Below are 16,222 nucleotides of genomic sequence, written 5' to 3'. Positions count from 1 at the left end.
ACTAGCTAATGCGCCGCGGGCCCATCCTGTAGTGATAGCCGGAGCCATCTTTTAAAATGGAATTATGCAATTCCATCTATTATCCGGTATTAGCACCGATTTCTCGATGTTATCCCAGTCTACAGGGCAGGTTGCCCACGTGTTACTCACCCGTCCGCCGCTAACATCAAAAGAGAACAAGTTCTCTCATGAAGTCCGCTCGACTTGCATGTATTAGGCACGCCGCCAGCGTTCGTCCTGAGCCAGGATCAAACTCTCCATAAAAGTGTTTGATATAGCTCAAAAATAATTCATTTCATTTCATTCGCTTGGCTTTTTTCTGTTCAGTTTTCAAAGAGCTATTTGCGGTGTCAGACACCGGCTGTCAAAAAGCGACAGAATAATATCATACCATCTTTTTAACACTCATGACAACAACTAATTTTTGGTAAATACCATCAACTCATCGTTTGAATTGTGTTAAAAGTGAGGTTCGCTTGTAGCGACAAAAACTATCTTACCATCATTTCTGTTCTTATTTCAATATCAAATTACTGGAAATAAACGAGAACGTTTGTAAAATGTTTTCCTTCATTATCGTGTGCCGTTTTTAGCGACAAGAAATAATATAACATGTTAAAATTACGATTACAACCTCTTTTACAAGTCCACTTTTTGGTATTTTTACAGTTATCAATGGTATGATATTTTTTCTCTTACGTTGTAATGATTCCCTCACACCTTTTTGTCCTAAACTTATTTTAGAAAAATAAAAAAATGCTCCAAATCAAACTTGGAGCATTCCACTTTATTACTTAAGAAAAGATATTATAGATTAATTTATTTTTTTGGACTGTGTCTTTTATAATTGTAAATGAACCTTGCACCATTTCGATAACTCGGTCGACATTCTCAGAATTCGCATGCAACACCGCCACCGTTTCACCAACAGTTACTGCATCTCCAATTTTCTTTTTAAGTGTAATCCCAACGGCCAAATCAATCGTTGACTCTTTTGTTGCTCGACCAGCCCCTAAAACCATAGCAGCTTTCCCAATTTTATCTGCCACAATTTCAGAAACATATCCTGATTCATCTGCATCAACTTCGATTTCAAATGGTGCAATTGGAAGCTTTTCAGGATCATCTACTACAGTTCCATCTCCACCTTGAGCGACAATGAATTGTTTTAATTTCTTTATTGCTTCTCCAGATATAATCGCTTCCTGTAATAACTGCCTTGCTTTTTCAACGGTTTCTGCTTTTTTTGCTAGAACGACCATTTGACTCCCTAATGTTAAACACAATTCTTTCAGATCTTCAGGGCCTTGTCCACGAAGGATTTCAATTGCTTCTTTTACTTCAAGGGCATTTCCGATTGTATAACCTAGAGGCTGGTTCATATCGGAAATAATCGCTGTTGTTTGCCTTCCGAGTTGATTTCCTATCTCGACCATGGCTTGAGCTAGCTCTATAGATTGATCTAACTCCTTCATAAATGCTCCTGTTCCAGTTTTAACATCAAGAACAATTGCATCAGCACCTGAAGCAATTTTTTTACTCATAATTGAACTTGCAATTAATGGGATTGAATTCACAGTTGCCGTAACATCACGAAGACTATAAAGCTTTTTATCCGCTGGTGCGAGGTTTCCAGTTTGACCAACAACCGCTATTTTATTTTTATTTACTAATTGGATAAACTGTTCATTTGTAATTTCAACATGAAAACCAGGGATCGATTCTAATTTATCAATTGTTCCACCTGTATGCCCTAATCCTCTTCCTGACATTTTAGCAACTGGTACCCCTACTGCAGCGACTAAAGGAGCTAATGCAATTGTTGTTTTATCACCAACGCCACCAGTGGAATGTTTATCAACTTTTATTCCTTCAATTTCACTAAGGTTTATCTTATCTCCCGATTCAGCCATGGCCAAAGTAAGATAAGATCTTTCTTCATTTGTCATGTTTTTGAAAAAAACAGCCATGGCAAAAGCAGCCATTTGATAATCTGGAATTTCACCGTTCGAATACTTTTGAATGACAAATTCAATTTCACTTTTATCTAACGGAAAACCATCCCGCTTCTTCTCGATAAGATCTACCATTCGCATCTGACACACACCCTCTACAATTCCACTGTTGCTACAATTTCTTTTACGAGTTTAATAAACGTTGGTTTTGTTTTATTCGCTACCGCTACAACCTCTTCATGAGTAATCCCTTCTAACTCTTCTCCTATTGCCATATCCGTTATACAAGACAATCCAATAACTTTCATATTACTATGACTAGCAACAATTACTTCAGGAACGGTTGACATCCCAACAACATCTCCGCCAATATTCCGGAGCATAATTAACTCGGCTGCTGTCATATAAGTAGGTCCCGTGATACCTGCATAAACACCTTTTTGCAGTTTAATACTTAATTTCTTAGCTGTTTCTTCTACAAACGCCCTCATTGATACTGTATACGCTTGACTCATATCAGGAAACCGCGGTCCTAAATTTTCATTATTCGGTCCAATTAAAGGATTTGCACCTGTCATATTAATATGATCTTCAATTAACATAAGGTCTCCTGGTGCGAACGATTTATTCATTCCACCACAAGCATTTGTAACAACAAGTAATTCGACCCCTAACTGTTTCATCACTCGAACAGGAAATGTCACTTCTTGCATCGTGTAGCCTTCATAATAATGAAAGCGACCTTGCATTGCGACAACTTGTTTCCCATGGAGTTGGCCTAAGACAAGTTGACCAGCATGACCTTCAACTGTTGAGACCGGAAAATTTGGAATTTCTTCATACGGTATTTTTACCGCATTTTCAATTTCATCAGCTAATTCTCCAAGACCCGATCCTAAGATTAAGCCGATTTTTGGTATACCTGTAATCTTATTTTTTATAAACCCTGCAGATTCATTAATTTTCGTCATTAATTCTTTCATATGTTATGTCCCCCTTACATCTCTTTGACAATCGCTTGAATTAGCGCAAGGAAATCTTCTTTCACTTGCTCTGTAGTTTCCATTACTTCATCATGACTTAATGGTTGATCTAAAATACCCGCAGCCATATTGGAAATACAAGATATACCTAACACTTCTATTCCAGCATGCCTAGCAACAATCACTTCTGGTACTGTCGACATCCCAACCGCATCCGCACCTAGTTTACGGAGCATTCGAATTTCAGCAGGTGTTTCATATGAGGGACCAGTATTTCCGACATACACACCTTCTTGTAATGAAATATGTAATTTGTCCGCTACTTGTTTTGCAAGAGTCCGCAATCGTGGGGAGTACGCATTCGACATATCAGGGAAACGAACACCAAATGATTCATCATTTCGTCCAATCAATGGATTTGTGCTCATATTATTAATATGGTCCTTAATTAGCATTAAATCTCCAGCAGAATACTTTTCGTTCACTCCTCCAGCAGCATTCGTTACAACGATCGTTTCAACCCCTAAAGATTTCATCACTCTGACTGGGAACGTTACCTTATCTAAGCTATATCCTTCATAAAAATGAAATCTTCCTTGCATCGCGACTACATGTTTGCCTTCTAATTGACCAAACACTAATTGTCCAGCATGGCCTTCAACAGTCGAAACAGGGAATTGTGGAATTGTTTCATATGGCACTGTAATCGGATTTTCAATTTTGTCCGCTAATACACCTAACCCAGACCCTAAAATAAAGCCAATATGAGGTGTAACTTCAATCTTTTTTTGTAAAAAAGATACTGCCTCTGAGATTGCTTTTTCGTTCATTACACTCACTCCTTATTATAATTCTTGTAAAAAACTTATACCGTATCTTGGCATTTTTACATTAAAGTTAGCTGATATCGTAGCTCCTATGTCTGCAAACGTAGAACGAACACCTAAACTTTTCCCCGGTTTACTCTCGGAGTGATACACCAGTAACGGTACATATTCTCTTGTATGGTCTGTTCCATGATGGACAGGATCATTGCCGTGATCGGCTGTTATGATAAGCAAATCGGATTCCTTCATATTATTTAGTACATCAGGAAGTTGAGTGTCAAATGTCTCTAACGCATCACCATACCCTTTCGGATCACGTCGATGACCAAATTTCGCATCGAAGTCAACTAAATTTAAAAAGCTGATACCGGTAAAATCTCGTTTCATCGTTTGAATCAATTTCTCCATCCCATCATCATTTGATGTCGTTCGAATGGACTCAGAAATTCCTTCCCCATCAAAAATATCGCTAATTTTTCCGATCGCTAGTGAGTCATACCCTGCATCCACCAAATCATTCATTACTGTTCTTTCAAATGGTTTTAGCGCATAATCATGACGGTTTGGTGTTCTTACCCATTTTCCTTGTTCACCTACAAATGGACGGGCAATAATCCTGCCAACCATACAAGGCGCTTCTCTTGTTAGTTCACGAGCCTTTTTGCATATGTCATATAACTCATCGAGTGGAATCACTTTTTCATGCGCGGCAATTTGCAACACTGAATCCGCTGATGTATAAACAATCAAACTACCCGAATCCACATGTTGATGTCCTAACTCATCGAGTATTTCCGTACCACTCGCCACTTTATTTCCGATAATACTCCGTCCAGAATACTCTTCCAGCTGTTTGATTAAATCTGGCGGAAATCCATTCGGAAATGTTTGAAAAGGTTCTTTTATGTACAAGCCCATAATTTCCCAATGACCAGTCATTGTATCTTTTCCGTGGGAAGCTTCAGCCATTTTTCCAAAATGAGCAAGAGGTGTCGCAACCTTTTCTACTCCTTGTATTTCTCGTATGTGACTTAATCCAAGTTTCGCCATTGTTGGCATATATAATCCATTTCGTTCCTCAGCAATATGACCTAACGTATTTGCCCCTTTATCGCCAAACTTATCAGCATCTGGTGCTTCTCCAATTCCTACAGAATCCATGACGATTACAAATATTCGCTTAAATTGAGTTGCCATCCAATCTTCTCCTTTATCCAATCTCCTTGCCTTTACTATACCCGAATATGAAAAGAAATAATAAGCAAGTAGCTCACAAAAAAATTACGCCCGCGGATGAAACTGGGCGTACACATCTTTTAAACGAGTTTTTGTGACATGAGTATAAATTTGAGTTGTAGAGATGTCAGCATGACCTAACATTTCTTGCACTGCTCTTAAGTCAGCTCCATTTTCAAGGAGATGCGTCGCAAAAGAATGGCGAAGTGTATGAGGCGTTAATTCTTTTTCAATTTTTGCTTTTTTCGCAAGTATTTTTAAAATTTTCCAAAACCCTTGTCGGGATAAAGGTTTCCCTGTATGATTCACAAATACTTTATGGTGAGAATTTTTCTTTAGCATCGTTGGACGGGAATGCTCCAAATAGTCATTCATACTTTTAGTCGCATGTGAACCAAGTGGGATAATGCGTTCTTTATTCCCTTTTCCAATACAACGAATAAACCCCATCGATATATGAACGTCCTTTAATTCTAGTTGACACAGCTCAGAAACGCGCATTCCGGTAGCGTATAACAACTCTAACATTGCTTTATTTCGAATAGAAAAGTCATCATTACCATTTGGAGCTTCTAAGAGCGCTTCAACTTCGCTATGCGAGAGAACCTTTGGTAGACGCTTTGTTGTTTTTGGAATTTCAATATGAACTGACGGATCTTGGTCAGCTGCTTTTTCTCTTAATAAAAATTGATGAAAAGCACGAATCGAAGCTATCGTTCTAGCAATCGTGGTATCAGCACGTCCTTTATCTTTTAAAAAATATAAGTAGTTTAAAATAATGGAACGATCAATATCATTGACGTGTGAAATTTGCTCAACCTCGTTTACGTACAAATGATATTGTGTTAAATCACGTTTATACGACTGAACCGTATTGTCTGACAATCCTCGTTCTACAATGACGTAATGGATAAAATCCGAAATCAGATCGTTCATAACCATCGCTCCTAGTATTTGAGCTATTCACCAAAATGATAGAAAAACATTAAACGCTCAACCCATTCAGGTAAAGGTTGGTGCTCGTCCATTTGAACCACTTTGACCGCTCGGCCTTTTGGTTCATCATATCGGTGATAACTCTCATATTCTTTACTTACCCATAGAATACCATAATAAAATATAAGTGTGCATCCCATAAATACGATAAACACTTTCACTGTATTACCAACTAATTGAAGCCACGACTTCATGAAGAGACCTCCTAATCAACATTTCCCGTACTATTATTTCTTTAGTACAAGATATGCCAAAAATGGTCTGAAATATACCTAGAACTATCGATTCTCTAGAATAAGCTTTCAATACTTCACTGCTATACTAGAATTTCTTATGTTTTCTTAATATGTAAATGCAAAAAGAACCTTTTCCTTATGAAAAAGTTCTTATTCTTCCTTCTCTTCTTCTTTTTGATTATCGTGGCAACGATAACAAATCCCATGAAACGTTAATCGGTGGTCTTTTATTTTAAAGTTCCAATCCCGCTCAACAATAACTTCGACATCACCAAGTAAATCTTCTTGGATTTCGTCAACAGCTCCACATTCAACACAAACAAGATGATGGTGGAAATGTTCCGCTCCTTCTTGTCGTAAATCATACCGTGCAACACCATCACCAAAATTTATTTTATCAACAACTTTTAATTCTGTTAATAATTCCAATGTTCGATAGACAGTCGCTAACCCAATTTCTGGTGCTTTTTCTTTGACAAGGAGGTATACGTCCTCGGCACTTAAATGATCTTCTTCATGCTCTAATAGAACTTGAACCGTCGCTTCTCGTTGCGGGGTAAGCTTATAGCTTTGTGAGTGCAACTGTTTTTTGATGCGCTCAATGCGGTTTTCCATTTTATATTGCCCCTCCCTCGACTTCCTCTCATTATTATAATCATTTTAAAAAAAGGTGTCAAAGGGATTATCTTATGATAATGATTATCAAAACAAAATAATTATTAAATAAGAAAAACGCGGAGCGTCTTTTCTTTCCAGCGAAGTGCGGAGCCCTGCCCGCTTTTGACAGTGAACCACAAGTGCTCTTCTTGGGGTGAAACGCGCAGGTGCGCAGCCTTCGCTCTTCTTGAATAAGCTTTCAAAGCTTCGCTGCTAGACCAAAAATTTTATGCTTTCTTATTTTTTAAATAAATTTATTAAATGAAACTTGATATTACAACTCTCATGACTACCGGAGAAACATAGGCCTCAATCGCAGATGCTACAGCTAATAGGCCCCCTACACATAAAATAAGCATCGAATATCTTAAAAATTGTGGAAAAATCGGCATATTGCTGCGTTTCACAAATTGATTACGAATCATCTTTAAACAAAAGGAGACTGATGCAACGGATACAATAATAAAAGCTGGCACAAGAATAAAGTTTTGTGGCATGACAGAAACAAAAGCTAGTAAAAATCCAGACATGCCCATTTGATTAACGAGAAACCCTACTGTAAAGCCAACAACAACACCTTTTAAAAATAATAAAATTAAAATAACCGGTAGCCCAATAATAGATAAACCTAAAATCCACATTAACCCAAAATATTTTGCATAGTGTGAAAATGTATGAGTAAACATCGTAGAAGCTTGAGCAATTTGTCCTTCTTCGACTTGTCCAAAAAATTGATTTAAGTACATATATAAATCATTTTTTTGCGTTAAGCTTAAACTATTAACAATAATGGCACCAAACACAATTCCAACAAGAAAAAGTACAATGGTAAAAAGATAAATCGAGCGATTTTCTTCGATATGATAACTTATGGCCTGTCCGATCCTATTTCTATTCATGATTGGATTACCTCCCTAACACGCTTATATTCCAATCTATGTTCTGAAACCAAAATCTATGACAGCAATTATTAGCAACTAGAGAAGAAAATAATAGAGGAAGCTAATGGTTATGCTTCCTCTCGTTTCACCTTTCCGTAACGGCCTGCGCCACCTTCTTCAACTACTAATTTTCCAAGTCTAGCTTGATCTATTAAAGTGGCAATATTATCTTTGACAACAGCTTGTAATTGGCTCTTCGATACGTGGTGTATAATATCCATATCTGTTCTAAAATGGTCACGAAGCGCTTGTAATGTTTTTGGCCCTAACTTCGGGATAAATTCTAACGGAATTTGATGGATATAAGGAGGGCGCTCTTTTCTATTTCCCTCCCCTCTTAATTCCTTTATCCTCTCAGAAACTCCTTTTATAAATTGACGATGTCCACAATGACAAACATCAGCACACTTTTGTTTATAGCATTTGGCACAGCTCGTCGTATAATATTTCCCTAGTTTTGGGTTTAACCCGTAATTTGCGATAATATGACAGCCTTTTTTTTCTTGCAAGACATTTTGAAGTTCAGCAAACGAAAAATCATTCATGGCCATCACTTGATATTCCCTTGCAATTTTTTCAAGAGAATGCGCATCAGAATTTGTTAAAAATGGAAATTCGGATAACTCATTAATTTGTTCTGCCATTGATGTATCTGAACTTAAACCTAATTCTACTGCATCTATTAAATCTAGGCGGAACACTTCTGACATTTTCTGTTTTACTCCTTTACCGTACACACTTTTAAAAGGAGTAAAAACATGCGCTGGAATAAATAATCCTTTTAGCGATTTAACTTTTTCTTGTAAAACAATTCCGTTCTCATAAATCCGTTGGGAGCTTAAATTTCGATTTTTCATTTTTGATGCAAGCCACTCACTAAATTGTTTCATTTTATGAATGGTAGGCAAATAAACAAGAACATGGATAGGTCCACTTGAATGCTCATCATATACTTCAATTTCTGACCCGAGAAGTACGACAAGATTATTGGAAAAAACAATGCCTCCATCTTCATGCTCTCTAGCAAACCCGTTTTGAATCGCCTCTTCTATTTCAGAAATGACCTCAGGTACATGACAGTCAATCACGCCAATCATATGCAAACCTTTTACTGAAGAAGCAAAGTCAACAATATTTTGTAATGTTAATGTTTTCGAACCTGTAATTTTTACAGCTTTTCCTGTTTTCGTTCGCCCGATATGAATATGTAAATCTACAAATGCTTTTTGCAACTTCCCTCACCTGTTTATATGTAAAAGTTGTAAATATTGGACAGCGTATGCTGTTTTCGCATCATAAATCTCTTTTGTTTGGATAAGCTCAAGCGCTTCATCTATCGTGATTTCTATCCGCTCGACAAATTCATCATCATCCGTTTGACATGTTCCATGGCGTAAGCTATCTGTAAAATATAGGTGGACAATTTCATCAGCAAAACCAGGTGACGTATAAAAAGAAGTTACATATTGTAATGACACAGCCTTATAACCTGTCTCCTCTTCAAGTTCACGCATCGCACATTCTAACGGGTCTTCATTAATTTCTAATTTCCCTGCTGGAATTTCAACAATCACACGATCTAATGCTTTTCGATATTGCCGAACGACGACTAATTTCCCTTCTGTTGTCACAGCAATAATCGCAACCGCACCAGGATGGCGGACTAATTCTCTTTTACTTGTCTTACCATCCGGAAGCTCAACTTCATCAATTTCTAAATCAATCACTCTTCCTTTATAAATCGGTGTTGTGCTTATTGTTTTTTCGTATAAGTGTTCATCCATCTTCACATTCCTCCAAGTTCTAAAAAGATTCTCTCCTTCATAAAGTCTATCATACGACAAGCTTGTCATTACATGAATAAGGAGGCGATAAGGTGAAAGTTTATGTCACGGCAAACGGAGTTACAATTGTTGGTAAAGCTTGGCAAGTACAAGCGATATTAAAACAATATGCCAAACAATATAAAACGATTGAACAATGGAAAACTGCGATTTCACCAAAGCAACATTAAATTATTCTTTTTTTCTCTAACAGCCAATACGCCGCAGTGGCAACACTGAGAAAAAACGCAAAATCTGTTTCAATTGTCCTTCCCATCGTACTCAATTCAAGTGGGTATGATGTTACCCCTTGTTTAAGTAGTGATTCTACTTTTGTTATTGGATGTTTTTCGAAAGTCACATGGTCAGCACAATTCGTTTGAATTTGTTCATCCAGTATAGCGTCCCATTCATTTTGAAAGTTAGGGATAGGTACAAGACTTTTTGCATACGTAAACTCAAATAACGGTGTTAGCGTATGATGACTAATTCCTTTATGTCGATTCCGTTTATCTGCAAACGAAATTCTTGGAATCCAAACAGGGGTACCTTTTAAAGCTCCAATAATATTGGCCCACTCGGCTAATGCCATTCCACTAAAACCATACTTTGTACCAGTTCCAACTACACCTGGTCCTAACGAGATAACAACGAAATCGGTTTGGAGCTGTTGTTTTGCAAATTGTAAGGCAGTTTGAATATTAACGGCTTCATAATCACCACCAAAAGCTTGCCCACAAGTAATCGTATACACTTTTGAATCTTGTTGCAATATACGAATATGTTCACTTATCCGAAGTGGGATAGCGGCCTCATCACTAATAATAATAGCCATTGAAACGGACTTATCCAACACCTTTACCATACTATAAATAATTGGAAGCATACTATGTAACTCTGCTAATAAAATATAATCGCCCTTAAGCTGAAAAGATTGTTCAAATAATGAATGGTAAGGACTTTCTTGTGCTTCTACTGATAATACCGTATGTTGAGAGGGCATATACCTTGCTTTCATAATATGTCCTTCACCCTGAATCTCGATATTTTTTTGTCCTTCTACATTTGTGACAATATCCCAACCACCAGTACCAAGACCTAGTGCAGTAGCGGTAATGTTAATTGTAATCGTATCATCGACGAACACTCTCTGTAAAAAGTCTAAATACAAAATCGCCTTCCCCGCGCCATCCCTTGTTTTTACGAGTTGAATTTTCTCATCTTCAAATATAATTTCTGTTACTTTTGTTGGCACCTCTTTATACATGTTCGCTTCCTCTCCGTTATTTTTATCCATTATATTACATTACACTGTTATTCCCTAAATTCCGGAAGTAAAACCATTTTAATTCCTAACCGAAGTAAACTAGATTGATGAGGTAGAAAACCACAAAAAAAACCTACTGATAAGAGGTTTCTAACCAATAGGCTAATAAAGAAAAAGAAATCAAAACTATTCGTTTAAAAGCGGTGTAACAACATGCTCAAGCATTTCGTAGTCAAGTTCCCCTCGAATAACCGATTCGATTAATAAATCTTCATTAAGAATATAAGTAGTTGGAAAAAATTGTGGTTGATATGCTTTAAAAATCTCACCTTCATAATCAAAAAAAGAAGGGAACGTAATGTTCATTTCCTCCAAAAACTCTTCCCCATCTACTTTTCTTCTTTCTGTTCTCGTCATATTGACTCCAACGACTTCTACTCCTGCATCTTGAAAATCATCTTGAAACGCCATTAACTCTGGCATCTCATCTCGACAAGGCTCACACCATGATGCCCAAAAATTTAACACGACGATATTCCCTTTATAGTCAGACAAGGCACCGGGACCTAATTCAGCTGGCCAACGCTCTGCCGTAAAGTCAGGGGCGACATTTCCTTTATCCGTACCAACTTTATCCGAAATCACATTTGTATACACAGAATAACCAATGAAAAGAAACGCTATGATTAAAACAATACCACTTACTAATTTACGAGTATTCAAAAGGACTCCCTCCTATTTGTAATCTCATTATAAATGGAATAAAAAAGAGGTTCAACTTAAAAAACTTCTTTATTCCATTACCATTCTTTGCTAGAATGAAAACGCAAGTGTTGAAACGCGAAAGGAGTCTATTATGTCTATTTTTGAAGCTTTTATATTTGGTCTCGTTCAAGGAATTACTGAATTTTTACCTATATCGAGTACTGCCCATATTGTTATCACACAATTAGTGTTTGGTTATGCATTTCCCGGCTTAGCATTTGAAATTTATTTACATATGGCGTCGGTGTTGGCGGTTATCTTATATTTTCGTAAAGATTTACTTGATGTCATCAAAGGATTTTTCTCCTTTTTCTCAAAAAAGACACCAGAAAACAAAGTTCACTTTTTCTTTGGGCTTTATATTCTCGTAGCTACGATTCTTACAGGAGGACTCGGTATAATCTTAAAAGATGTTTTTGATGAAACAATGAAAACTCCTTATTTCATCGCAGGAGCTTTAGCGATTACAGGTGTATCTTTAATCTTTATAGAAAGATTTTATAAATACGGTTCGAGAACTGAAAAGGAAATGACGTTTCTAGACTCGATTATCGTTGGTATCGGTCAAACACTCGCGGTCTTCCCAGGTATTTCACGTTCAGGGGCAACATTAGTAGCAGCCCTTTTAGCTGGGCTTAACCGTGATACAGCAGTTCGGTATTCATTTTTATTATCCATCCCCGTTATCCTCGGTTCAGTTGTATTAGCGATCGATGAATTAGGTTCGGGAATGTTCTCAACGATTGGTGCCCCTGCTCTTATCGTATCCTTTATTACCACATTTATTTTTTCTTGGATCGGAATTGTATGGTTAATTGGATTTTTAAAGAAGAGCAAACTCATATACTTTGCGATTTATTGTTTCGTTGTCGCGATTTTAGTTGCTTTGTTTATTAATCCAGACACTATCATGGATATTTAAAATCAAAATAAAACAAAACGCCTTTGAGATATAATATAACTCTCAAAGGCGTTTATTTTAATACTGTAATTTTGAAAATTGATGTTGAAATGACTGTTGAATATTCGTTACATGTAAAGATGGTCCAATAATAATGATACAAGTTTCTTCATCATGTACTTCATTTCCATGGAGTTGAAATTGTCCAGAGGAATATTGAAACGAGAACCGACCTTGTTTTTCAATATCGATGACACCTTTTGCCCTAATAACTTCGTTAGGTAATGATTTTAACCACTTTTCAAAAAGAGTCTTGTTCACCACTGGAATATCTTCTATTTTTAAAGCTTGAAACAACGGTGTATCATGATGATGGTGATGGTGGTGATGGTCGTGTCGCGCAGACACCGTTACACTTTCCATTCTTTTTTTTAGTAATTCCTCCAGCGGAACTTCCCCATGTGATGTTTCAATTATTTTGTTCTCTTCTACTGTTTCTGAAAGTTTTTTACGAACCTTTGTTTTTAGTTTTTCATTTATGAGATCCAGCTTATTTAAGACAAGTAACGAACAAGATGATACTTGTTGTTTTAATATTGTTCGTATTTCTTTAGAACTTGAAAATAAGCTTTGGTATTCTAAATATTTACTCGCATCTACAAGACTTATAATCGAGTATAGCTCCACTTTTTCAAATAAAACAGGATGCGTTAAAGCCTCGACTACTTCTTTCGGATTTGCAATTCCTGTTCCTTCGATAATAATCATATCTATATCAGGCTGGGTCTCAAGAAATGCGGAAAGCTCATTTTTTAAATCATCTTGAATCGTACAACAAATACATCCATTTAATAGTTCCATAACAGATTGTTGACCAAACAAACTTTTTTCAACATTCACTTCTCCAAGCTCATTTAAAATGACAGCTGGTTTTTTTCCGTTTTGTTTCATTTCCTCTAACATACGGAGCAATACTGTTGTTTTTCCACTTCCTAAGAAACCAGTTAATAAATAGACAGGAATTCGTTTACTAGACATTCTGCGCCTCCTACATTCTTTTTTTCTATCATACCTAAATTTATCTGTCTTCACAACAAATCAGAATTATTCTTATTTATATGTTCTCAGTTAAAAGAATAGACGATTTAGTTTTGGAATAGTAACATTTGTCTTTCACATCCACTATTATTTTGTGATAGAATACTAGATAGCTTACATTAAAGATAGGGAGATCACATATACATGAAAATAAAGAAAACTATCAGTTCGATCGGTAAAGATATCGTTGGAATTGCCTTACTCTTCTTTTTTCTATTTCTCTTCTTTAATATTGAAGGATTGAAACAAGAAAATGGCTGGTTTACTTTACCTGCTAGCTTAGTTAATGTTAATACGATTTTTCTAGGGATTGTTATTGAAGCCATCCCTTTTATCCTGTTAGGGGTCTTTTTTTCTGCATTGATTCAAGTTTATGTTTCCGAAGAATCACTGCAACGCTATTTACCAAAAAATGCGTACTTAGCACTTTTGCCAGCAGCTATTCTTGGGGCTATTTTCCCCATTTGCGAATGTGCGATTGTTCCGATTGTAAGACGATTAATTAAAAAAGGAATGCCACTACATGTTGGTGTTGTATTTTTAGTTGCCGCACCAATATTAAATCCAGTTGTAGCTGCATCTACGTATTTCGCCTTTCAAAACCAACTCGTTGTTTTATATTCAAGAATGGGACTAGCTTTTGTCCTTGCGATTATTATTGGCTTGTTTATGTATTTATTATTTAAAAACAGTGAGCAATTAAAATGGACAACAAATGAATTAACGGGTAGAGAATTAATTCAACAAGTAAAACCATTAGATAAAAAACCAAACCGGGTGAAACAAACGTTATATCATGCTGCTGATGAATTTTTCCTTATGGGAAAGTATTTAATCATTGGAGCGTTTCTAGCTGCTTTTATTCAAACTTTTTTAGACCGTAACATCTTAGTGGCTATTGGAAGTAATGAATGGTCTTCGACAGCTGTTATGATGGCTTTTGCCTATCTTCTTTCGCTTTGTTCAGAAGCCGATGCCTTTGTTGCATCTTCATTTGGTTCTATGTTTTCGACTGGTTCTTTAATTGCGTTTTTAGTATATGGACCGATGATTGATTTAAAAAATACGATTATGCTGTTTGCCTTTTTTAAAGCAAAATTCGTATTAGGCTTCATCGCCGTTGTCACTGGTACTGTTTTTGCTGCCGTTATGATTTTACAACTGTTTATTTTATAAGGAGGGAATAGGATGAACGAGGAAAACCAGGACCGAAGTTTTCACACGTACATTCGTGGCATCATTCTCATAGGATTTGCACTGCTTATGTTAGCCATGATCATTACGGGTAATATTCGTTTTTATATTGCTCCTAAAATGATGCCATTTATTTATTTTGCAACAGTCGTGTTTTTATTTTTAGGCGCGTTGCAAATTATACGTAGCTCTAAAAAAGAAGAAGAAGAGTATTGTGATTGTGGTGAAGACCATTCCATCACTGGAAGACCAATAACAAAAATTTTAATATACTCTATCTTTGTTATCCCTATCGTTGCTGGCTTTGTCGTACCAGACCGGGCATTAGATAGCTCAGTTGCAGCCAATCGTGGCATCCAATATGGAAGTGGAATTTTAACAAAACCAACTGATTATGACCCTGCTCAAACAGAACAAAACTCATTATCGAGAGCGGAGGCATTTTTAGAAGATAGTGACCAATATATGCGAGATTTAGAAGAAAAGATTTTAGGTGAAGACCACGAACCTGAATATTATGAAGCAGAAGATTATTTTACTGAAGAAGAATACAACCAGTTTTATGAAGAATTACGCTCTGACTTATTACAGGAAGAAAAGATAATCATTACAGACGAAAACTATCTCGATATTATGACTGTACTTGATTTGTATTTACCAGACTTTTTAGGGAAGCAAGTGGAAATACTTGGTTTTGTCTACCGTGAAGAAGAATTTGAAGATAATCAACTTGTAGTTGCCCGTTTTGCGATGACATGTTGTGTCGCAGATGCAGCTGTGTTTGGGACAATGGTTGAAGCGGACTATGCGAATGAATATGAAAATGACACATGGGTCCGGGTGAATGGAACATTAGGTGAATCGACATATGGCGAGTTTCGCATCCCTCTCATTCATCTACAAGGAATTGAAGTCGTAGACGAACCAGACAATCCTTATGTGTTCCCATCGTTTAGATAAAGAAAAACGCTGAGCGTCTTTTCTTTCAAGCGAAGTGCGCAGCCCTGCCCGCTTTTGAAAGTGAACCCCAAGTGCTCTTTTTGGGGTGAACGCGCAGGTGCGGAGCCTTCGCTCTTCTAGAATAAGCTTTCAAAGCTTCACTGCTACACCAAAATTTTTATACTTCTTATCTTATAAGAAAAACTGAGTGAGAAAAACCACCTCACTCAGTCCTTTTTTGTTTCCTGCAAATCTGAAAGTCTGTACTCTACTCCATGTACCCGTTTATCATACTCAGGATACATTTCTCCTCCACAGGCTTCACAGGAAAACATTGGTGGTGTCATCGGATCGCCACCGTCCATTAAATCAAAATCTCTTACTACATCACCTTTTCATGACAC

Annotated in this window: 18 protein-coding genes and 1 rRNA gene; 4 read left to right on the top strand and 15 right to left on the bottom strand. The window is 36.7% G+C overall.

Going from position 1 to position 16,222, the window contains the following annotated elements; translation table 11 throughout:
- The 11 genes from T323_RS0121120 to T323_RS0121070 form a co-directional block, all read right to left on the bottom strand.
- Positions 1-264, bottom strand: a 16S ribosomal RNA gene (locus T323_RS0121120); the annotation flags it as partial.
- Positions 265-794: 530 nt separating this feature from the next.
- The gene (locus T323_RS0121115) at positions 795-2,096 is read right to left on the bottom strand and encodes a pyrimidine-nucleoside phosphorylase (protein ID WP_026675055.1); all 1,302 of its coding nucleotides are present in this window, start codon (positions 2,094-2,096) and stop codon (positions 795-797) included.
- A gap of 14 nt (positions 2,097-2,110) precedes the next feature.
- Positions 2,111-2,938: a purine-nucleoside phosphorylase gene (locus tag T323_RS0121110; RefSeq protein ID WP_026675054.1), complete on the bottom strand. Its 828-nt coding sequence runs from the start codon at positions 2,936-2,938 to the stop codon at positions 2,111-2,113.
- A gap of 14 nt (positions 2,939-2,952) precedes the next feature.
- A complete protein-coding gene (locus T323_RS0121105; protein WP_026675053.1) occupies positions 2,953-3,768 on the bottom strand; it encodes a purine-nucleoside phosphorylase in 816 nt (271 codons plus the stop codon).
- A 15-nt stretch (positions 3,769-3,783) separates the two neighbouring features.
- Positions 3,784-4,962, bottom strand: coding sequence for a phosphopentomutase (deoB, locus tag T323_RS0121100; protein ID WP_026675052.1), 1,179 nt, complete (start codon positions 4,960-4,962; stop codon positions 3,784-3,786).
- Positions 4,963-5,046: 84 nt separating this feature from the next.
- Positions 5,047-5,937 carry a site-specific tyrosine recombinase XerD gene (gene xerD / locus T323_RS0121095; RefSeq protein ID WP_026675051.1) on the bottom strand — a complete coding sequence of 297 codons (891 nt, stop codon included), beginning with the start codon at positions 5,935-5,937 and terminating at the stop codon, positions 5,047-5,049.
- Positions 5,938-5,960: 23 nt separating this feature from the next.
- Positions 5,961-6,191, bottom strand: coding sequence for a YqzK family protein (locus T323_RS0121090; protein WP_026675050.1), 231 nt, complete (start codon positions 6,189-6,191; stop codon positions 5,961-5,963).
- A gap of 192 nt (positions 6,192-6,383) precedes the next feature.
- Entirely contained in the window at positions 6,384-6,848 is a 465-nt protein-coding gene (gene fur / locus T323_RS0121085) for a ferric iron uptake transcriptional regulator (RefSeq protein ID WP_026675049.1), read from the bottom strand.
- A gap of 299 nt (positions 6,849-7,147) precedes the next feature.
- Complete coding sequence (gene spoIIM / locus T323_RS0121080; RefSeq protein WP_180320856.1) at positions 7,148-7,789, bottom strand: stage II sporulation protein M; 642 nt, start codon at positions 7,787-7,789, stop codon at positions 7,148-7,150.
- A 110-nt stretch (positions 7,790-7,899) separates the two neighbouring features.
- The gene (locus T323_RS0121075; protein ID WP_026675047.1) at positions 7,900-9,063 is read right to left on the bottom strand and encodes an endonuclease Q family protein; all 1,164 of its coding nucleotides are present in this window, start codon (positions 9,061-9,063) and stop codon (positions 7,900-7,902) included.
- Positions 9,064-9,069: 6 nt separating this feature from the next.
- The gene (locus T323_RS0121070) at positions 9,070-9,615 is read right to left on the bottom strand and encodes an NUDIX domain-containing protein (protein WP_026675046.1); all 546 of its coding nucleotides are present in this window, start codon (positions 9,613-9,615) and stop codon (positions 9,070-9,072) included.
- Positions 9,616-9,707: 92 nt separating this feature from the next.
- Between T323_RS0121070 and mciZ the strand changes: the two genes are divergently transcribed.
- Positions 9,708-9,845 (top strand): Z-ring formation inhibitor MciZ, encoded by a 138-nt coding sequence (mciZ, locus tag T323_RS0121065; protein ID WP_026675045.1) that lies wholly within the window; start codon positions 9,708-9,710, stop codon positions 9,843-9,845.
- Here mciZ and T323_RS0121060 read toward each other — a convergent pair.
- Entirely contained in the window at positions 9,842-10,921 is a 1,080-nt protein-coding gene (locus tag T323_RS0121060) for a DUF3866 family protein (RefSeq protein WP_026675044.1), read from the bottom strand. The genes mciZ and T323_RS0121060 overlap by 4 nt on opposite strands.
- A 186-nt stretch (positions 10,922-11,107) precedes the next feature.
- Complete coding sequence (locus T323_RS0121055) at positions 11,108-11,644, bottom strand: TlpA disulfide reductase family protein (protein ID WP_026675043.1); 537 nt, start codon at positions 11,642-11,644, stop codon at positions 11,108-11,110.
- A 133-nt stretch (positions 11,645-11,777) separates the two neighbouring features.
- Here T323_RS0121055 and T323_RS0121050 point away from each other — a divergent pair, with 133 nt between their 5' ends.
- Positions 11,778-12,608 carry an undecaprenyl-diphosphate phosphatase gene (locus T323_RS0121050; protein WP_026675042.1) on the top strand — a complete coding sequence of 277 codons (831 nt, stop codon included), beginning with the start codon at positions 11,778-11,780 and terminating at the stop codon, positions 12,606-12,608.
- A 57-nt stretch (positions 12,609-12,665) separates the two neighbouring features.
- Here the strand turns inward: T323_RS0121050 and T323_RS0121045 are convergent, their stop codons facing one another.
- Positions 12,666-13,625, bottom strand: coding sequence for a CobW family GTP-binding protein (locus T323_RS0121045; RefSeq protein ID WP_026675041.1), 960 nt, complete (start codon positions 13,623-13,625; stop codon positions 12,666-12,668).
- A 204-nt stretch (positions 13,626-13,829) separates the two neighbouring features.
- Between T323_RS0121045 and T323_RS0121040 the strand changes: the two genes are divergently transcribed.
- Together T323_RS0121040 and T323_RS0121035 are read left to right on the top strand one after the other, a co-directional pair.
- Positions 13,830-14,861, top strand: coding sequence for a permease (locus T323_RS0121040; protein ID WP_026675040.1), 1,032 nt, complete (start codon positions 13,830-13,832; stop codon positions 14,859-14,861).
- 12 nt (positions 14,862-14,873) lie between these two features.
- Positions 14,874-15,839: a TIGR03943 family putative permease subunit gene (locus T323_RS0121035; RefSeq protein ID WP_026675039.1), complete on the top strand. Its 966-nt coding sequence runs from the start codon at positions 14,874-14,876 to the stop codon at positions 15,837-15,839.
- 206 nt (positions 15,840-16,045) lie between these two features.
- Here T323_RS0121035 and T323_RS29245 read toward each other — a convergent pair whose 3' ends face one another.
- Complete coding sequence (locus T323_RS29245) at positions 16,046-16,183, bottom strand: hypothetical protein (RefSeq protein ID WP_169737917.1); 138 nt, start codon at positions 16,181-16,183, stop codon at positions 16,046-16,048.
- Positions 16,184-16,222: the final 39 nt, after the last annotated feature.

This window comes from Alkalihalobacillus bogoriensis ATCC BAA-922 (assembly GCF_000621445.1).
Lineage (GTDB): Bacteria > Bacillota > Bacilli > Bacillales > Bacillaceae_F > Bacillus_AO > Bacillus_AO bogoriense.
Note: the sequence above shows the minus strand (reverse complement) of the source record. Positions and strands in the feature narration are given on the sequence as shown.